Annotated in this window: 16 protein-coding genes; 9 read left to right on the top strand and 7 right to left on the bottom strand. The window is 33.0% G+C overall.

Annotated elements, in window-relative coordinates:
• Together ACE01P_RS23530 and ACE01P_RS23525 are read left to right on the top strand one after the other, a co-directional pair.
• Nucleotides 1–645: DUF4374 domain-containing protein (locus ACE01P_RS23530; RefSeq protein WP_379701501.1), on the top strand; the 645-nt coding region annotated here is incomplete at its 5' end.
• 99 nt (nt 646–744) lie between these two features.
• Entirely contained in the window at nt 745–1908 is a 1164-nt protein-coding gene (locus tag ACE01P_RS23525; protein ID WP_379701500.1) for a PepSY-associated TM helix domain-containing protein, read from the top strand.
• 285 nt (nt 1909–2193) lie between these two features.
• Here ACE01P_RS23525 and ACE01P_RS23520 read toward each other — a convergent pair whose 3' ends face one another.
• Nucleotides 2194–4314, bottom strand: a complete 2121-nt coding sequence (locus ACE01P_RS23520; RefSeq protein WP_379701499.1) for a TonB-dependent receptor domain-containing protein — start codon at nt 4312–4314, stop codon at nt 2194–2196.
• Nucleotides 4315–4697: 383 nt separating this feature from the next.
• The gene (gldA, locus tag ACE01P_RS23515; protein WP_379701498.1) at nt 4698–5594 is read right to left on the bottom strand and encodes a gliding motility-associated ABC transporter ATP-binding subunit GldA; all 897 of its coding nucleotides are present in this window, start codon (nt 5592–5594) and stop codon (nt 4698–4700) included.
• A gap of 148 nt (nt 5595–5742) precedes the next feature.
• On the opposite strand from gldA, the gene ACE01P_RS23510 reads away from it, so the two are divergent.
• The 3 genes from ACE01P_RS23510 (at nt 5743) to ACE01P_RS23500 (ending at nt 7915) form a co-directional block, all read left to right on the top strand.
• Nucleotides 5743–6321 carry an outer membrane beta-barrel protein gene (locus ACE01P_RS23510; protein ID WP_379701497.1) on the top strand — a complete coding sequence of 193 codons (579 nt, stop codon included), beginning with the start codon at nt 5743–5745 and terminating at the stop codon, nt 6319–6321.
• A 220-nt stretch (nt 6322–6541) separates the two neighbouring features.
• Complete coding sequence (locus tag ACE01P_RS23505; protein ID WP_379701496.1) at nt 6542–7123, top strand: outer membrane beta-barrel protein; 582 nt, start codon at nt 6542–6544, stop codon at nt 7121–7123.
• Nucleotides 7124–7318: 195 nt separating this feature from the next.
• The gene (locus ACE01P_RS23500) at nt 7319–7915 is read left to right on the top strand and encodes an outer membrane beta-barrel protein (RefSeq protein ID WP_379701495.1); all 597 of its coding nucleotides are present in this window, start codon (nt 7319–7321) and stop codon (nt 7913–7915) included.
• 282 nt (nt 7916–8197) lie between these two features.
• On the opposite strand, the gene metE is transcribed toward ACE01P_RS23500, so the two are convergent.
• Nucleotides 8198–10519, bottom strand: a complete 2322-nt coding sequence (gene metE, locus ACE01P_RS23495) for a 5-methyltetrahydropteroyltriglutamate--homocysteine S-methyltransferase (RefSeq protein ID WP_379701494.1) — start codon at nt 10517–10519, stop codon at nt 8198–8200.
• 156 nt (nt 10520–10675) lie between these two features.
• Here metE and ACE01P_RS23490 point away from each other — a divergent pair, with 156 nt between their 5' ends.
• Complete coding sequence (locus ACE01P_RS23490) at nt 10676–11137, top strand: Lrp/AsnC family transcriptional regulator (RefSeq protein WP_012023598.1); 462 nt, start codon at nt 10676–10678, stop codon at nt 11135–11137.
• 86 nt (nt 11138–11223) lie between these two features.
• A complete protein-coding gene (locus ACE01P_RS23485) occupies nt 11224–12570 on the top strand; it encodes a deoxyguanosinetriphosphate triphosphohydrolase (protein ID WP_379701493.1) in 1347 nt (448 codons plus the stop codon).
• A 66-nt stretch (nt 12571–12636) separates the two neighbouring features.
• On the opposite strand, the gene ACE01P_RS23480 is transcribed toward ACE01P_RS23485, so the two are convergent.
• Genes ACE01P_RS23480 through ACE01P_RS23465 form a run of 4 tightly spaced genes read right to left on the bottom strand, consistent with a single transcriptional unit; the run spans nt 12637 to nt 17430 of the window.
• Nucleotides 12637–13638 (bottom strand): DUF3078 domain-containing protein, encoded by a 1002-nt coding sequence (locus ACE01P_RS23480; protein WP_379701492.1) that lies wholly within the window; start codon nt 13636–13638, stop codon nt 12637–12639.
• A gap of 33 nt (nt 13639–13671) precedes the next feature.
• On the bottom strand, nt 13672–15459 hold the full coding sequence (locus ACE01P_RS23475) for a 1-deoxy-D-xylulose-5-phosphate synthase (RefSeq protein ID WP_379701491.1): 1788 nt from the start codon (nt 15457–15459) through the stop codon (nt 13672–13674).
• A gap of 52 nt (nt 15460–15511) precedes the next feature.
• Nucleotides 15512–16144 (bottom strand): hypothetical protein, encoded by a 633-nt coding sequence (locus tag ACE01P_RS23470; RefSeq protein WP_379701490.1) that lies wholly within the window; start codon nt 16142–16144, stop codon nt 15512–15514.
• A complete protein-coding gene (locus ACE01P_RS23465; RefSeq protein WP_379701489.1) occupies nt 16135–17430 on the bottom strand; it encodes an energy transducer TonB in 1296 nt (431 codons plus the stop codon). The genes ACE01P_RS23470 and ACE01P_RS23465 overlap by 10 nt, the downstream gene beginning before the upstream one ends.
• A 60-nt stretch (nt 17431–17490) precedes the next feature.
• Between ACE01P_RS23465 and ACE01P_RS23460 the strand changes: the two genes are divergently transcribed.
• Nucleotides 17491–17934 (top strand): nucleoside deaminase, encoded by a 444-nt coding sequence (locus ACE01P_RS23460; protein ID WP_223707354.1) that lies wholly within the window; start codon nt 17491–17493, stop codon nt 17932–17934.
• Between the two features lie 11 nt (nt 17935–17945).
• Nucleotides 17946–18578, top strand: coding sequence for a hypothetical protein (locus tag ACE01P_RS23455; RefSeq protein ID WP_379701488.1), 633 nt, complete (start codon nt 17946–17948; stop codon nt 18576–18578).
• Nucleotides 18579–18866: the final 288 nt, after the last annotated feature.

The following is an 18866-nucleotide window of genomic DNA, read 5'->3' as shown; positions in this document are numbered from 1 at the left end:
AATAAAGTATTATCGTCTGATGCTACTATTAGAGTGTACAAATATCCTTCTTTAGAATATGTTACATCAATAAAAGATACTAGAACAACTGCAATTGGAATGTATTATACAAATACAGGAATTGTTCAGACAGAATCTGGAGATATTTATACATTTTCTTCTAATGCACGCGCAGGTGGATATCCTGTTACAGATGCTAAATCTGGAGTTTTGCGTATCAGAAAAGGAGACGCTAAGTTTGATCCAGGTTATTTCTTCAATTTGGAAGAAAGTACATTAAAAGGAAAAGTTCTTGCTGCTTACCCATTAGGAGGAGAAAAAGTTTTTATCTCTTATATTCCTAATGATGTTGATGCCGCTAATGCAGTTTACAGTTTCTTAAATACAAAAACAATCTTCAAATCGGCTATTTTAGATTTATCAAATCAGACTATTCTTGCTGTAACGGGTTTGCCTGATCATGGTGGAGATGAGTTTTTTGGAGTAGCAAGTTTATTTGTAGAAAGCGGAAAAGCATACAAAAGTTTTGTTACAGGAGACGAAGCACGTGTTTATCAAATTGATATTGCAACGGGTGTAGCAAAAGCTGGAGCTCTTATCAAAGAAGGTCTTTATTTACCAACAATTGGTAAACTTACATACTAATTAAATACATTGAAAAATGGCTTGAGGTATTATTAACGTAATCCTCAGGCCATTTTGTTTTTTGTTTTTCACAATGTTTTCTTTTCAAATTAAATTGCAATGAATATTTTTAAAAAACGTTTAAATAAACCGCCGAATAAAGGAAAATCGAGATTCAGTAAAATCAATGCCTGGCTGCATTTATGGCTCGGACTTGCTTCTGGAATTGTAGTTTTTATAATGGGAATTACAGGCTGTATTTTGGTTTTCGAACATGAAATAAAAGAATTGACTTCTCCGTGGCTTAAAGTCGAAGCCCAAACTGCAGATAAAGTTTTACCGCCTTCTAAAATATATGCTGCGGTTAAGAAAGAATTTCCAAAGAAAGATATTCACGGCTTATGGTACAATGGTTTAGATAAAACAATAAAAGTTGATATTGAATCGGATTCTTTGGTTTATGTAAATCCATATAATGGAAAAATAACTGGAATGGTCGATCATGAAGATTTTTTCCATGAAATTGATGAAGGCCATCGTTATGTTTGGCTGGGCAGAGAAGTAGGAACAGCAGTTACCTCTTGGGCTACGCTAATTTTCTTCTTTTTATTAGTAAGCGGAATCATTTTATGGTTTCCTAAAAAATGGAATAAAACAACCGTAAATAACAGTTTTAAAATTAAATGGAGCGCCAAATTTAAAAGACTGAATTATGATTTTCATAATGTTTTAGGATTTTATTCGCTTCTTTTAGCGTTTTTAATTGCATTGACAGGTTTAATCATGAGTTTTCATTGGGTTCGAGAAAGCACTTACTGGATTACAGGAGGTTTTGGCAATGAAAAAGTAAAGAAAGAGGTTGTAGCTGAAATAAAAACAGATACGCTCTTAAAACCTAAATATGATATGCTGACTTCAGCAGATATTATTTTTGATAAAGTTCGAAATGAAATCGCAAAACATAATAATGAAGCCGTAATTATCCATTTTCCAGACGAACCAAAAGATAATTTTTATGCCTGTACAGATATGCATAACGGAAATTGGAGAGATTTATACTTTGATCAGAAAACATTAGAATTGCTTCCAAAATCTAGAAAATATATTGGAGACGAGAAATTTCACGATTGGATGAGCCGTTCCAATTATAGTCTTCACGTTGGCGCAATTGGCGGAATAACAACTAAAATTCTCTATTTTACAGCTAGTTTAATTTGTGCAAGTTTACCTATTACAGGTTTTTATATTTGGTGGGGAAGAAAGAAGAAAGCAAAGAAAAACTAAACAGTTAAAATTGTTTTGAAGAGTCTTTTTAAAGTGAAATAAGCTTTAAAAGGACTTTTTTTATGGCTTTAATTGAAAGGTTGTTGTGAAGGTATCTTTCTGTATTAAAATAGTATAAGAGTTAATCTTTGGGGTTCTAGGATGTAAAGTTTTGATTTGTGAAATTTAGATAAGATTAATTTAGAAAACTCAGGACCATATATAATGTAGAAGAGCCTGTTTGAAGGAACAGGCTCTTAACTAACACAAAAAAAAACAAAAAACAAGGTATTTAAAGAACGAATTTTATATACGGTATGTAAAAGCAATTGTCGCGATACGATTGTCTAGATCATATTTTTTATCAATTGTAGTTTGCGCAACTGCAGATTTAATGTAGAAATTATTAGTATTGAAAACATCAGTAAAATTGAGCTTGATGCTTCCTTTTTTAGCTAAAACCTGTTTAGAAATTCCGATGCTGAAATCGAAGAAACCGTCTCTTTGGTAAATTCCAAGATTAGATTTAGACTGATATTGTGCATTTCCTTCTGCTTTCAAAGTTTCAGTTATAGTAAAAGAGTTTTGAACACTCAGATTTACGGTCATAATAGGATCAATTGTATTGCTGTTTAAAATTTGCCCCATAAATTTATTTTCAAAAACATTGAATAAAGTATTTACAGACCACCATTTGCTCAACTCAGCTGTGTTGGTAATGTTAACTCCGTAATTGTATGATTTGTCAACGTTTATTTGAGTTGTCACGGTCGTATTCGTGTCAGCATTATAGTTGTACACTTCCGTGAAAACATCTTTAGTGCTATTAAAATAAACAGAAGCCATAAAGTTGCTTTTCCAAGCGTAACCAATTTCCATAGCGTGCGTAATCTCTGGAATCAAGTTTGGATTTCCTTGCGAATAATTGAATGAATCATCATAAAAACGAAACGGATTCAAATCAAATTGGCTTGGCCTGTTGATTCTTTTACTATAAGAAGCATGTGCAGAATGATTGCTGGTAAATTCATATTTTAAAGAAAGACTTGGGAACCATTTCAAATAATCGTCTTTATGCTCTTCATTTAAAGTTTTCTGATCGATATTGATGGCAGTGTATTCACTTCTTAAACCAGCCTGAATATTTAATTTTTCTAACTGATATTTGTAATTCGCGTAAGCCGCATAAATCTGTTCGTTGTATTCAAAATGATTGGTCGAATTAAAATCAATAAGCCAATCGTTGTTTTCATAATATTCGTAAACAGATGGATTATCATTGTTTTTAATGCTGGCTTTAAAACCCCATTCAATAGATTGTTTTTCCTTAAACGGATTTACAAAATCGATTTTTCCTGTAAATACTTTTAATTGAGACGGAATATAACCGCGACGATCGTTTACAACAGTAGCATTTGCGGTATTATCGGCACTTTGAAATTGATTAGATCTAAACTTCGAAGTTTCGTATTCAAAATCAAAAGCCATATTTTTTCCTTCGTCATTAAATTTATGCGTTCCGGAAAAAGCATACGTATAATCAAACCATTTTTCTTTACTGTCATTATAAGTCAAAGCATCAAAAACAGGCTGATTTGAAGTATTAAAAACTGTATTTGTTCCGTCTGCCATATTTTGGTAGCGTCCAATTTTAGCATCAACATAAACCTCTAAATTAGTTTTAGGAGAAACTTCATATTGCGTTCCAATTTTGAAATTATTAGAAGTCAAAGGTTCATCTGTAATAGAAGTCTGGTGATTTGTAGAAATAATTTCCTGATGCGTAAGATTTGTATATTGACTCTGATTGAACGTTTTATGCTCTTCTTCGCCACGGAAAGTATAACTGTAATTTCCAAAAATGCCCCATTTATCTTTATTGTAATTTAAATTGAAGCCAGAATTCGTTCTGTTTTTTCGGCCTCTTCCGTAACTTGCAAAAGCAGTTCCTTTTAAACCTTCAGCATTTGGTTTTTTCAGAATGATATTGATAATTCCAGCTTTTCCAGCTGCATCATATTTAGAAGAAGGATTTGTAATTACTTCAATTTGTTTGATGTTTGATGAAGTCGTAGCTTTTAAATAATTCGCTAATTCTTTCTGAGAAAGCTGTGTCAATTTACCATTTATCATCACGGCAACACCTTGCTGACCGCGAATGGACAGATCGCCATCTTGCGAAACCACAACGCCTGGCGCGCGCGATAAAACGTCAAGAGCGGTTCCGCCTTCAGAAACGATGCTGTTTTCTACATTAAAAACAAGACGATCTGATTTTTGAGTGTAAAGGACTTTCTTTTTACTAATCACAATTTCATCTAAAGCATTTATAGTGGTTTCAACAATACTATCAGTTTCTTTTTCTGTTTGAGAATATCCATCATATACCGAAAAAGCAAGCATAAGAGAGGTTATTAATTTTTTCATGTTGTTTCAATTTGGCAAATTCTAAATCGAGATTTAGAACATAATAATCTTTGTAATTTTTAAAATCAGAATTTAGTGCAATACAATTTGTTCTAATTTGTCTGAAAACTTTTTTCGAAAAATTATTACTTGATTTAAAACAACAGAAATAGGTTTTTTAAGGATAAGGAGGATACGTAACATATCGTGGCATTTAAAATTTGATTTGCCAAATATAATACTATTTATAACAAGTCTAAATAAAAATAATGAATATTTTTTGAAAGAAAACCTTATTTTGTTGATTTGCAGAGAAAAGAAGAAGAAATAAAAAGAAAAAAGCGATTTGTTTTATTTAAAACAAACCGCTTTTCTAACTGAAAACCGTGACTTAGACTGAATACTTATTTAGTAATTTCTCTAAAAACAGCTTCTAGATTTTTATTCTTCTGATTCAATTGTAATGTTTTTAATCCATTTTCATTGGCAAAGTCAAAAATAGTAGGGCGCATATCTTTATCTGTGACAAAAGTCAGTTCCCATGTCATGTCATGAGTATTTACGTACGAAGAAATATTTTCTAGTTTAGCCAAAAGTTGTTCTTCCACTTTATAATCGAACTCAACTTCAATAACTTGCTCTTTGTTGGCACTAACTAAATGGTCTAATTTATTGTCTGCAACAATTTGTCCTTTGTCAATAATTATGACACGATCGCAAATTGCTTCGACTTCTTGCATGATGTGTGTCGATAAAAAAACAGTTTTATTTTTTCCTGCATTTTTAATCACATTACGAATTTCCATTAACTGATTAGGATCCAGTCCAGTAGTTGGTTCATCCAAAATTAAAACTTCTGGATCATGAAGCAAAGCATTTGCCAATCCAACACGTTGGCGGTATCCTTTAGAAAGCTGGCCGATCTTTTTATGGCTTTCTGGTGTCAGTCCTGTCAGCTGAATTACTTCTTCAATTCTTGATTTTGGCACGCTATAAACATCAGCATTAAATGCCAAATACTCACGAACATACAAATCCAAATACAACGGATTGTGTTCTGGCAAATATCCGATCGAGCGTTGAACAGCTTTGGCTTCCGTCATGACATCGTGACTGTTTACAAGGGCTGAGCCTTCATCTGCCAATAAATATGTGGTCAAAATTTTCATTAAAGTAGATTTTCCAGCTCCGTTTGGTCCTAAAAATCCAACAATTTCTCCTTTTTCAATCGAAAAAGAAATTGAATTTAATGCTTTTTGTGTTCCGTAACTTTTTGATATGTTGTTTACTACTATCGACATGTATTTTTTATTTGCTACAAAAGTAACTAGAAATAATGTCGATTGCTACATTTTGGCTTCTTAAGTATTTCTTAAAAAAAATATAAAACCCTTAATTCACGGCACTGTTATTGTTAAAGGAAACATAAATTTTAAATTAAAAGCCAAAATGAAAAAAATGTTAGTGGTAGCTGCTTTAGCTATCTGCAGTTTTGCAAACGCACAAAAAGGAACAGTATTAGTAGGTGGTAACATCTCTTATTCTTCTGAAACAAGAGATTTCGGTAATGCTGAAAGAAAATCAAACGAATTTGCTTTTTCTCCAAAAGTAGGTTACCAATTCCACGATAACTGGACAGTTGGGGGTGAATTAAGTATTGCTTCTTCAAAAGACGATCAAGGAGTAAATGAATACAAAACTAATAACTTCAAAGCAGGTGCATTTGTACGTTATACAAGACCATTAAGCCAAACTTTCGCAGTATTTGCAGATATGGGAGCTGGTTTCCAAAATCAAACAGACAAAAGTTATGTTGGAGCAAACTATGCAAAAGCTAAAGGTGATGGTATGTACATTGGTGTTACCCCAGCTCTTTTCATTAACATGAAAAACAGCTTCGGATTAAACTTCAGCATCGGTGGTTTAGGATACGAAACTTTAAGTTATGATAATAACGGACCAGATGTTAACAATTTCTACTTTAACTTCGGAAAAACACTTAACATTGGAATCTCTAAAAACTTCTAATCTAGTTTTTATATTCAATTTCAGAAAGCGCTCCATTGGAGCGCTTTTTTTATGGCAAATTTTAAGTAGATGTTAGCTGCTTGACTGTTTTTAATCGATTTTGTTAAGTTGTTGTTTTACAATTATTAACTAATGGTAAAAATAAGTTTTTACTTATTGTTTTAGGTTTTGGTGGCATCGTTGTTGGTTAATGCTTACAAATTTTAAATTATAAACCATTATGAAAAAAATGCTACTTATTCTTGCATTGTCAGTTTTTGGCTTTGCAAATGCCCAAAAGGGAACCATTTTAGTTGGAGGAAATATTAGTTATTCTTCTTCAAATAGAGATTTTCAAACATTTAGTGATAATTACCATGAATTTGGTTTTTCTCCTAAAGTAGGTTATCAGTTTCATGATAATTGGACTGTTGGAGGAGAATTTTTATTTGCTTCTTCAAAAAGTGATATTGATGGAAGAATGACTTCAAAATCAAATGATTTTAAAGCAGGTGCATTTTTACGTTATACTGTTCCGCTTTCTGAAACTTTTTCAGTATTTGCTGATTTAGGCGCTGGTTTTCAAAATCAAAAAAACACAGTTAATTCAATAGAGGGAGAGAACGAATCGAAAGGAGATGGTTTTTATGCAGGTATTACTCCAGCTCTTTTTATCAATATGAAAAAAGGCTTCGGATTAAATTTTAGCATTGGCGGTATTGGATACGAAACATTGAGTTTTGATAATAATGGACCAGATGTTAAGCAATTTGAATTCAACTTTGGTAAAACAGTAAACATCGGAGTTTCTAAAAACTTCTAGTTTAGATTTTTATTTTAATAAGAAAGCGCTCTAATTGGAGCGCTTTTTTTGCATTATAATAAAGTAATGTTAAAAAAGATTTTTCTTACTTTTTTAAATGATTGATAATTAATTATTTGAATCTATTCGTTTAGAATGATTAAAAACAGCGGTATAGTTGTTGTGAAATAAGTAACAACTTTAAATAATTATTTTATGAAAAAAATGTTACTTATTCTTGTGTTAGCTATTTGTAGTTACGCAAATGCTCAAAAAGGATCTATTTTAGTTATGGGAAATGTCACATTCAATTCTCAAAAGAATTCAAATTCAAATTCGAATGCAGAAAACAAGCAAAACTATTTTGGTTTTCAGCCAAAGGTTGGTTACCAGTTTCACGAAAATTGGACCGCTGGTATTGAAGCAGATATTACAAGTAATAAACAAGATTTTAATGATGGAACCCAGTTCAAAGATCGAATTTATGCATTTGGAGGTTTTTTGCGTTACAGTAAAACTTTAGGAGGTATTTTTTCAGCTTATGCAGATTTGGGTGTTGGTTATAAAAATAAAAAAGAAACTAATAAAAACGCAATAGGCCAATATTATAATGATAGTGATGGATTTTATGTAGGTCTAACACCGGCAATTTTTATTGACATTAAAAAAGGTTTTGGACTGAACTTTAGTATTGGGGGGATAAATTATTCGGCTCTAAATAACGATTATGCTTCTGGTGCTACTGGCAAAACAAAGTCGCTTTATTCTAATTTCGGGCAGTCTTTCTCTGTTGGTATTTCTAAAAACTTCTAATTTTAGATTTTTTATAAAGTATAAAGCGTTCCAATTGGAGCGCTTTTTTTGTTTGTTAAAGTTCTTCTGAAAACTAAAAGTTGTTGTTTAGCCCCGATAGGAGTGATATCCTTTTGTGGCGGGGTTCGCCATAAAAGATATAGCGGATAGCGGGACTAGATTTGTTTTGAAAACTAATGTTGTTTGCTTCTAAAAAACACCAACAAAATGAAGCCGAACCGAATCATAACTAATATTCGGCCTCATTTGCTGGCATAAAAAACAAAAACTATTTAAAAGGTATTAATTCACAGGGTTTTCTATAGTTGTTCGCATTTCTTGGGCTGCGGCAACCATTTCGATTAGCGCTTTTTTGGTTTCATCCCAATGACGCGTTTTTAAACCGCAATCTGGATTTACCCATAATTGATCTACTGGAATTACATTGGAAGCTTTTTCTAACAAGCGAACCATTTCGGCACTCGAAGGAACGCGAGGCGAGTGAATATCGTAAACTCCAGGGCCAATTTCGTTTGGATATTTGAAGTTGGCAAACGCATCTAAAAGCTCCATTTGCGAACGTGAACACTCGATTGTGATAACATCGGCATCCATATCGGCAATATTTTGAATAATGTCATTGAATTCGCTGTAACACATGTGTGTGTGGATTTGAGTGTCATCGTTAACTCCGCTGGCAGAAATTCGGAACGCTTTTACAGCCCAATCCAAATATTTTGCCCATTCTTCTTTTCTTAACGGAAGACCTTCGCGAATGGCAGGTTCATCAATCTGAATGATTTTAATTCCTGCTTTTTCTAAATCGACAACTTCGTCACGAATAGCCAAAGCGATTTGCGTACAAGTTTCAGAACGCGGCTGATCGTTACGAACAAACGACCATTGTAAAATTGTTACAGGACCTGTCAACATTCCTTTTACCCATTTTGGAGTTAAAGATTGTGCAAATTGCGACCATTTAACCGTCATTGGATTTGGTCTAGAAACGTCTCCGTAAATAACTGGCGGTTTCACGCAACGGCTTCCGTAACTCTGAACCCAACCGTTTTTCGTAAAAGTAAATCCGGCCAATTGCTCTCCGAAATATTCCACCATGTCGTTGCGTTCAAACTCTCCATGAACTAAAACGTCGATTCCAGTTTCTTCTTGAAAACGAATGGTAGCTTCCGTTTCTTTTTCGATTAAATCATTGTATTCTGGAGCCGTTAATTCTCCTTTTTTGAATTTTGCTCTCCAGCTTCTCACTTCGGCTGTTTGAGGAAAAGATCCAATTGTTGTTGTTGGAAATAATGGCAATTTTAAAGCTTCGATTTGGCTTTTTCTTCTAACGGCAAAAGCACTTTTTCGTTGTTCATCTGAAGTTGTGATTCCTGCAACACGAGCTTTTACTTCGTTATTATGAATTAATTTTGAAGTTTTACGATTTTCATTTGCCAGAACATTTTCTTTGTAATCGGCTGAGTTTTCGATTTTCACTTCATTAGAAGCAAATTGTTTTAAAAGTACAATTTCGTTGATTTTCTGTTTAGCAAAAGCTAGCCATTGTTTGATTTCTGGAGTCAATGTTTCGTTGTTTGTTTCCAAATCTAAATCGCACGGACTGTGAATTAAAGAGCAAGAAGGGGCAATTAAGATTCGGCTTTCGCCTAAAGCATCAGTTGCTTTTTTGATGATTTCTAAAGATTTTTTAAAGTCATTTTTCCAGATGTTTCTTCCGTCGACCACTCCAAGAGAAAGATTTACGTTTGAAGCCAGTTTTCCAGATTCTAAAATATCACCCAATTGAAGCGGACAACGAACTAAATCTAAATGGAAAGTGTCAACCGGCAAAGCAAGCGCCGTTTCTAAATTTTCTCCAAAACAATCGAAATAATTCGCTAAAACGATTTTAAGTTTTGGAAAACGTTTGTTGATTTCATTGTACACTTTCGTGAAAGCGCTTCTGTCTTTATCAGTTAAATTTAAAGCCAAAAAAGGTTCGTCAAACTGGATGTATTCGGCATTTTCGTCTTGTAATTTTTCAAGAATTTCGAAATAAACAGGAAGTAAAGCATCGATAAGATCAATTCTATTAAAACCTTCCTCTTTTTCTTTCCCTAATAATAAATACGAAACAGGACCAATTAAAACAGGTTTTGTCTTGATTCCGATAGCATTAGCTTCTTTAAATTCATTGATTATTTTTTCAGAAAACAATTCAAACTTTTGGTTTTTTGTAAATTCAGGAACAATATAATGGTAATTGGTATCGAACCATTTTGTCATTTCCATTGCAACAACATCCTGTCCGTCTTTTTGAGATCCTCTTGCCATTGCAAAATACAAATCTAGAGAAGAATTGCTTTTTGCCAATTCATGGTAACGTGTTGGAATTGCTCCAAGAGCCAAAGTCAAATCCAAAACTTGATCATAAAAAGAAAAGTCATTAGAAGGAATTAAATCAACTCCTGCTTCGGCTTGTAATTTCCAGTTTTTAAGACGGATTTCTTTTCCAGTATCTATAAGTTCGTCTGCAGAAATTTTTCCAGCCCAATAAAGTTCACTAGCTTTTTTCAGATCTCTGTTGCTGCCAATTCTTGGGTAACCTAAGTTGTTTGTTTTCATTTTTATTCAGTGTTTTTTACTGAACAAATTTACATTCTTGGTTTTTATAACTTATATTTGATGTTTATTTCAGTAAAATGTATTTTTAAATATGTTTTTAAAAGATTTTATTACTGTAAAAATCTTTTAAATGAACTTTTAGCCGTAAAAAAAACTATGGAAAATTTAGATAAAACGGATTTATTGATCTTAAAATACCTTCAAGAAGATTGTAATATCAATACAAAAGATCTTGCTAGTAAATTATTTCTAACGGTAACTCCAGTTTATGAGCGAATAAAAAGGTTAGAAAGAGATGGTTACATTACGAAATATGTTGCCCTTTTAGATAAGAAGAAAATGAATCGCGGCATGACTGTTTTTTGTAATGTGCGTTTAAAAGAACATGCCAAAAATGTCGGGAGCAATTTTGTGAAAGATATCGTGGCACTTCCAGAAATTATAGAATGCTACAATATTGCTGGAGATTACGATTTCATGCTTAAAATTTTGGTGCAAGATATGGCTAGTTATCAGGATTTTGTAATGAATAAGCTTTCAACTATAGAAAACATAGGGAATACAAACAGCATTTTTGTGATGGGAGAAATCAAACACAGCACCGCTTTAGAATTTTAAAGCAGAAGAAAATCTTAAAATAAAACGTATTTTTGAAGTCTCGATGAGCAATGTAAAATCATCAATCTAATATCTAAAATTGAAAAATGAACTGGGAACAACTTTTATCATTAAAACGTCAGGGCGATACAAGCAAAAGATTACGTGTAGAACAAGATGATACGCGTTTAGGATTTGAAGTTGATTATGACCGAATTATATTTTCTGCCGCTTTTAGAAGTTTACAAGATAAGACACAAGTTATTCCGCTTTCTAAAACAGATTTCGTGCACACGCGTTTAACGCATAGTTTGGAAGTTTCTGTTGTCGGGCGTTCGCTTGGGCGTTTGGTTGGAAAGAAAATCATTGAAAAATATCCTTACTTGAAAGAAGTTCACGGTTATCATATGAACGATTTTGGTGCTATTGTGGCAGCGGCTTCATTGGCGCATGATATTGGAAATCCGCCTTTTGGACATTCTGGAGAAAAAGCTATTGGCGAATATTTTTCTATCGGAAATGGACTGAAATACAAAAATCAGCTCACAGATAAACAATGGCAAGACTTAATTGATTTTGAAGGAAATGCAAACGGATTTTCAGTTCTAACTGCAAGCCGCCCAGGAATTGAAGGCGGACTTCGTATTTCGTATGCAACTCTGGGAGCTTTTATGAAATATCCGAAAGAAAGTCTTCCGAAAAGGCCAACTAATAATATCGCCGATAAAAAATACGGTTTCTTTCAAACGGATAAATTATTCTTTGAAGAAGTAGCCAAAGATATGGGCATGATTGCCAATAAATCTGGAGAAGATATTGGTTTTGAAAGACATCCTTTAGCATATTTGGTTGAAGCGGCAGATGATATTTGCTATACAATCATTGATTTTGAAGATGGAATCAATTTAGGTTTGGTGTCTGAAGATTTTGCTTTAGAATATTTAATTAATTTGGTAAAAGACAATATCGGAGTTTCAAAATACAAATCATTAACTACAAAGGAAGATCGCATCAGTTATTTGAGAGCTTTGGCAATTGGAACTTTAATTAATGACGCAGTAAATGTTTTTGTTGAAAATGAAGAAGCAATTCTTGCCGGAAACTTTCCGTATGCTTTAACAGACAAAAGCAAATACAAAGCACAAATGGATGATATTATCAAATTGAGTATTGAAAAAATCTACCAAAGTCGAGAAGTAATTGAAAAAGAAATTGTTGGCTATCAGATTATTCAAACGTTATTAGATAAATTCATTACAGCTTATAACAATAAATTTGAAGGAACAGCCTCAAACTACGATAAGCTGATTTTGAAAATGTTGCCAGAAAAACATCATTTAGACAAAACCAATTTATATGAGCGTCTATTGCATATTTGCCACTATGTTTCGCTCTTAACAGACGGAAATGCACTTGAGCTGTATGAAATGATTCAGGGACAAAAAAAGCGTTAAATAAAAAAAGCTTCTTTCAGAAATATTCTAAAAGAAGCTTTTTTTTATCGTTGTATTTATCTCTTTTTATTTGAAAGCATAAACCAAACCAACACCAAGAACTTGTCTTAATTGCATTTTTGGACCTTCAGTAATTTGGGTTTTTGATCCTGTGGTTGGATCAATAACATCTTTTTTGTTTTTAATGTCGTCATCATAAATTAAGTGAACACCAATATTGGCTTTTACATAAGCGTTTACTACCAAGTCTAAACGGGTGTCATAATCAATATCCACATTTCCGAATCGGTTCAAATAATCGGTATATAAACTTAGCCTGTTTTCATAAAAAACATTTTTATAGATTTCGCTTTTGTTGTAGGCAGTAAAAAGTATACCGAATTCGGCTTTTACCTTTTGCCCTTCTTTAATTAAAATTTGCTGAGTCGGATCTGAAGGATCTGGTGCATAAATGGCTTTTTTAACACCAAAAGATCCTTGATTAGCCAAATCTTGGTCTAATACCAATGTGGTTTTTAACGTAATTGGTGAGAAGTAAAACGTTCTATTTTTTTCTTTATTAGAATTCTCAGCTCCGGCTCCTAGAAACACATAAGCTGGTGCAAAAGGTCTAGAAATAGGAACGTCTCTATTCGGATAATTATAACCGTTGGTAAACTGTGTATTGAAGTTGAATTTTGCTGAATAATACCAATTTGAAGCAGTGTCTTTTCTAAAACCGTAAGTTGAGTTGAATTGAATCGCATCATCCGTTTTTCTTGTTTCAGTCTCTTCTTGCTTGTTTAGACCATACTTCATAATAAGTTCATTGAACCACTTATTATTTCCTTTCAAATAAGTTCTAGAAAACTCTCCTTTAAATAATCCAGAGATAGAACTTGTTCCCCCCGCGCTCCAGTTGACAAAAGCAATTTGTGAAAGGTCAAAACCAAGTTGGTTTTTCTCTGTCCAGTTTGATGGCGGTTTAGGTACTTGATTCGGGCTTAGAGTTGTTTGTATAATCTGGGCAAAGTTATTAGAAGTACACAAAAGCAATAACAGCAAAAGGGTAGAACGCAATAATTTCATTGTGGTAATTTTTGTTTTGGTTTCGCAAAATAATTATTTTGAACCGTTAGAAAAAAGATTTATTAAACTTTTAACGTCAATTTTACACAATTGTTGCAGTTGATTTACTGTTCCATGTTCAATAAATTCGTCTGGAACACCCAAAATTTCAATAGAATTTTTAAAATTATTCGATGCTGCAAACTCTAAAACTGCACTTCCAAAACCACCATTTTTAACCCCATCTTCGATTGTAATAATACGATCAAAAGTTGAAAAAATAGTAATTAATGTATTGATGTCTAGTGGTTTGATAAAACTAAAGTTATAATGGGCAATTTCATTAGAATGTGTTGATTCTTTGAGCGCTTCTATAACATTATTTCCAATTGTTCCGGCCGACAGTACAGCAAGTTTCGTACCATCTTTTAAACATTTCGCCTTGCCTAAAAATATTTTTTCGTAATGTCCGAAATTTTCTACTTCCCAATTTGGCAGAACTCCACGACCTCTTGGATATCGAATTGCAATTGGATGATCTATTCCTAATTGAACGGTGTACAAAATGTTTTGAAGTTCTATTTCGTTTAACGGCGCATAGATAATCATATTCGGAATCGAACGTAAATATGCAATGTCAAAAACACCGTGATGCGTTGCGCCGTCTTCGCCAACCAAACCTGCGCGGTCAAGACAAAAAATAACAGGCAGATTTTGTAAAGCAACATCATGAATCACTTGGTCGTAGGCGCGTTGTAAAAAAGTCGAATAAATATTGCAATAGACGATCATTCCCTGAGTTGCCATTCCTGCGGCCAATGTTACAGCATGCTGTTCTGCAATTCCAACATCAAAGGCACGATCCGGCAATTCATCCATCATAAATTTTAACGAACTTCCAGATGGCATTGCGGGAGTAATTCCGATTATTTTTTCATTCTTTTTGGCTAAATCTAAAATGGTTAAACCAAAAACATCCTGATATTTTGGAGGAAGATTTTCTTCCGATTTTAAATGAATTTCTCCAGTCGAAGCATCAAATTTTCCAGGTGCATGATATTTCACCTGATTCTCTTCAGCTTGTTGCAATCCTTTTCCTTTTGTAGTTACAATATGAAGGAATTTCGGACCTTTAATCTTTTTTAGACGATTTAATTCTTTGATTAATTTCGGAAGATCATGACCGTCAATTGGACCAGAATAATCAAAATTCAAAGATTTAATAATATTATTTTGTCTCGGATTTTTTCCGTTTTTAACCGAAGTAAGATATTGTTTTAAAGCACCAACACTTGGATCAATTCCGATGGCGTTATCATTCAGAATCACTAAAATATTAGCATCAGTAACTCCAGCGTGATTAAGTCCTTCAAACGCCATTCCGCTTGCAATTGAAGCGTCGCCTATTACAGCAATATGTTCTTTATCAAAATCACCTTTTAATTTAGAAGCAATCGCCATACCTAAAGCTGCAGAAATAGAAGTAGAAGAATGGCCAACACCAAAAGTATCATAAACGCTTTCGCTTCTTTTCGGGAAACCAGAAATACCGTCGATTTGTCGATTTGTATGAAAAATTTCTCTTCTTTCGGTCAATATTTTATGCCCGTAAGCTTGATGTCCGACATCCCAAACCAATAAATCAGCAGGAGTATTAAAAACATAATGCAGGGCAATTGTAAGTTCTACAACGCCTAAACTTGCCCCCAAATGACCTTCTTTTACAGAAACTATATCAATAATAAACTGTCGAAGTTCTTGGGCAACTTGAGTAAGCTGTTCTTCTTTTAAAAGACGTAAATCAGCAGGATTATATATGTTGGAAAGTAAATCGCTTTTCATTGTAAGGTAAAAAACAAATTTACGGTTTTAAATTTAATTTTCTCTCAGAGTCTTATTTCAATAAAATCGGAACAGAATATTGCATTCTGGTTTTTTTTCCATTCGATTCGCCAGGTTGCCATTTAGGACATAAATTTAAAACTCTAATAATTTCCTTTTCCAAAGGTTCTTCAACTGCTGGAGAGCATTCAAGAAAAGAAACTGAACCGTTTTTTTCTACGGCAAATGCAAGTGTGAAATTAAGTTTCCAATAATTTACATTTTCTGGTTTTTTATATTCTTTCATGAAGAAAGTATGAAATTGATCGATTCCGCCCGGGAATTCGGCATTTGTATTTGAAAGAGGTTTTAGAGTTGGTAATTGCTCTTCTTTTTTGACTTTATCAGATTTTGAAGATTTATTCTCATTGACATCTTTAGTTGCTATTGCGGTTGTTTGCTTTAATTCGGTTCGCTCCGCTTTTGATAAATCTGGAGGTACTTGATCTAATTTTTTCTTACTTGTTCTAGTAGTGTCTAAAGCAACAGATTTTGCCACAGAAGTATCCTTAACAGCTTCAATATTTTTAACTTCTTGTTGTTTGTCTTCTTTGTTTTGGCAGCTGAAAAAAGTTATTCCCACAACGAAATATAAAAACAGTTTGTAAAACTTTGTCTGAGCAGTTATTTTATGTCCTATTTCCATTTTTCAAGTGCTATTGGGAAACTAATTTTCTCTCTTGTTTTCTTTCCGTTTTGTTCACCAGGAATCCATTTTGGGCACAGATTTAAAACGCGTGTTATTTCTGATTCTAATTGAGAATCAATATTTTTTGGAAATTGAAAATTTCCTAACGAACCATCTTTTTCTACTACAAATGAAACAAAAATAGGATCTTTTGCATTTTCAACTTCTTCGGGCATTTTAAATTCTTGGGCAAAAAAATCATAGAAAGCATTAATTCCATTTGGAAAATCTGCATTGGTTACAATTGCAGCTCCAGATACATAAATATCGCCTTCTGCTATAGATTCCTGCGCAGTTGTTTTTTCACATGAAGGTTGGCTTTCGTTATATACCAGTTTTTCATTTTTTTTGACAAGATCAATGGATACTATTTTTGAAAGTTTTCTGTTTTTTCTTTCAATGTTCAGACTGTCTTTTTGTACAATGATATTCATTCTGATTGTATCAAGAACAGGTCTTCCGTTAATTATTTTTGGCATCCATTTCGTTTTCGATTTTTTTAAAACCCGAATTATTTCTTCTCCTGTTTCATGACCAATATTGTCAAAAACTTTAAATTGGTCTAAATATCCTTCTTTATTTACAACAAAAGAAACCTCAATTTCTCCTGTAATTCGTCTGGCTTTTTTAGGAATTTTAAATTCATTTTGAATAAATGTATTAAATCTTTCAAACCCTCCAGGATATGCTGGCAATGCTTCAAAGTTTTCAACAACAGGAGTACCAGTTAGGGTATCGTAATAAGGTTCGACGGCAATATGTCCTTCAGAAACAGCCATTATAGGCTCTATGTTAGCAGATAAATGAGGCGCAAGAGGTGGTTTTTCAGATAGACTGTCTTTATTGTTTGGCTTGTCAGAATCTTTTAGAGAATTGTCTGTTACCACTTCTATTTTATCAATATTTACCTTATTCCCTTCGTTATCTGCACAGCTAAACAAAGTAGTTCCCATGGCAATAAATAATGCCAATAAAAACATTTTATGATAGTGGGTTTGCGAATATAAAACACGATCTGGAATTTGAATCGTAATGCTATCTAACTGCGATTTTTTAAATCTACCGCAAATTTTTTCATTTTGATTTTGAATGAAATAATGCTGAATTTCTTCAGGAAGCATAGAAGTAAAATCAATAACCGTTTTAGAACAGCTCAAACAAAAGCGCCCATTTTCATTTGGGGTCATTTTGTCCCAGTCTTGATGACACGGTTCAGGTATAGTTATTTTATGTTTTCTTTCCATATTCCAATTTCAAAATTTAAATGTAGTAAAAATAATGAGTAAAGTTTTACTTTTGCAATTATGGAAAATCCTTTTACAGACGAATATTTTATGAAGAAAGCTTTGCAGGAAGCAGAAGAAGCCTACTTAAAAGGCGAAATTCCTGTTGGAGCCATTGTAGTTGTAGCCGATAAAGTTATTGCAAGAAGCCACAATTTGACGGAATTGCTTAATGATGTTACGGCTCATGCCGAAATGCAATCAATTACAGCAGCGGCCAATTTTCTAGGCGGAAAATATTTAAAAGATTGTACGCTTTATGTAACTCTCGAACCTTGCCAAATGTGCGCAGGTGCTTTGTACTGGAGTCAAATTTCTAAAATCGTTTTTGGCGCACGAGACGAACAACGCGGATTTTTAAATATGGGAACAAAATTGCATCCTAAAACAACTGTTGTTTCTGGTGTAATGGCAAATGAAGCAGCTGATTTAATGAAACGTTTTTTCCTAGAAAGACGTAAATAATTCTAAATGTCATGACAGATTTCTCTACAATAAAAAAACTATTCCATATCACAGAATCAAATGGCTTTACAAAGGATGAAATTCAAGTTGGAAAAGATATTTTCGGACAGCTTCCACAAGTTTTTGTAGATTATTACGCGGAATTGGGTAAAATTCAAAACTTAAATCATACACAAGATTTATTGATTGTTCCAGAACGTTTTCAATATTACAAACACGATGATTATTTGATCTTTTATTCTGAAAATCAAAAGGTTTGTGTTTGGGGAATTCATAAAGAGGATTTGTCAAAAAACAATCCGCCTGTTTATATGAGTTATGACGAAAAAGAATGGAATCTGGAAACAGAAACTTTGACGGATTTTTTCACTGCAATGGCATATTTACAAGCAGGTTTTGCGTTAGATTTTACTTGTGATACATTTTATGAAATCGAACCAAATGAATTAGATTTCATAACTCAGAATTTTTCAAATAAAGATGTTTCTTTCAAGCAATGGGTTGAAGGGATAAAATTTTATGGAAATCATTCGGATGATGTAATTGTTATCATAAACGATAATCAAATGCATTATTCCTCAAATTCCGAAGAACACTTTCGTGAAATGGATAAAGTGCTGTCAAAACTAGGTTCTGAGTTTTGAAAGCGTTAATAAAACTTCAACAAAAGTTAAATAATTGTATTAGAGAATTTTCTTCTTAAAGGATTCGGAAAATATTTTACTTTTATAATAATTTAATTGCGATTTTGCAGTTATGCCCATAATAGCAATTCCTATTAAATTATTAGTTTATTAACCGATTAACTCTAGATAAAAGTGAAAGCAAAAGGACTATTTCTCGTATTTTTTGTGTTTTTTATTTTTCAATCCTGCGGGCGCAAATCACCTGCAGATTTCATCTCCGATTTTTCGTTATTTAAAGATTACATT

The organism is Flavobacterium sp. HJSW_4, assembly GCF_042436695.1.
Classification (GTDB): Bacteria; Bacteroidota; Bacteroidia; order Flavobacteriales; family Flavobacteriaceae; genus Flavobacterium.
Note: the sequence above shows the minus strand (reverse complement) of the source record. Positions and strands in the feature narration are given on the sequence as shown.

What these genes read in the sequence shown, in the direction of transcription:
- ACE01P_RS23525 (WP_379701500.1), top strand. Translation starts at nt 745, where the DNA reads ATGAATATTTTTAAAAAACGTTTAAATAAACCGCCGAATAAAGGAAAA.
- ACE01P_RS23520 (WP_379701499.1), bottom strand. Translation starts at nt 4,314, where the DNA reads ATGAAAAAATTAATAACCTCTCTTATGCTTGCTTTTTCGGTATATGAT.
- gldA (WP_379701498.1), bottom strand. Translation starts at nt 5,594, where the DNA reads ATGTCGATAGTAGTAAACAACATATCAAAAAGTTACGGAACACAAAAA.
- ACE01P_RS23510 (WP_379701497.1), top strand. Translation starts at nt 5,743, where the DNA reads ATGAAAAAAATGTTAGTGGTAGCTGCTTTAGCTATCTGCAGTTTTGCA.
- ACE01P_RS23505 (WP_379701496.1), top strand. Translation starts at nt 6,542, where the DNA reads ATGAAAAAAATGCTACTTATTCTTGCATTGTCAGTTTTTGGCTTTGCA.
- ACE01P_RS23500 (WP_379701495.1), top strand. Translation starts at nt 7,319, where the DNA reads ATGAAAAAAATGTTACTTATTCTTGTGTTAGCTATTTGTAGTTACGCA.
- metE (WP_379701494.1), bottom strand. Translation starts at nt 10,519, where the DNA reads ATGAAAACAAACAACTTAGGTTACCCAAGAATTGGCAGCAACAGAGAT.
- ACE01P_RS23490 (WP_012023598.1), top strand. Translation starts at nt 10,676, where the DNA reads ATGGAAAATTTAGATAAAACGGATTTATTGATCTTAAAATACCTTCAA.
- ACE01P_RS23485 (WP_379701493.1), top strand. Translation starts at nt 11,224, where the DNA reads ATGAACTGGGAACAACTTTTATCATTAAAACGTCAGGGCGATACAAGC.
- ACE01P_RS23480 (WP_379701492.1), bottom strand. Translation starts at nt 13,638, where the DNA reads ATGAAATTATTGCGTTCTACCCTTTTGCTGTTATTGCTTTTGTGTACT.
- ACE01P_RS23475 (WP_379701491.1), bottom strand. Translation starts at nt 15,459, where the DNA reads ATGAAAAGCGATTTACTTTCCAACATATATAATCCTGCTGATTTACGT.
- ACE01P_RS23470 (WP_379701490.1), bottom strand. Translation starts at nt 16,144, where the DNA reads ATGGAAATAGGACATAAAATAACTGCTCAGACAAAGTTTTACAAACTG.
- ACE01P_RS23465 (WP_379701489.1), bottom strand. Translation starts at nt 17,430, where the DNA reads ATGGAAAGAAAACATAAAATAACTATACCTGAACCGTGTCATCAAGAC.
- ACE01P_RS23460 (WP_223707354.1), top strand. Translation starts at nt 17,491, where the DNA reads ATGGAAAATCCTTTTACAGACGAATATTTTATGAAGAAAGCTTTGCAG.
- ACE01P_RS23455 (WP_379701488.1), top strand. Translation starts at nt 17,946, where the DNA reads ATGACAGATTTCTCTACAATAAAAAAACTATTCCATATCACAGAATCA.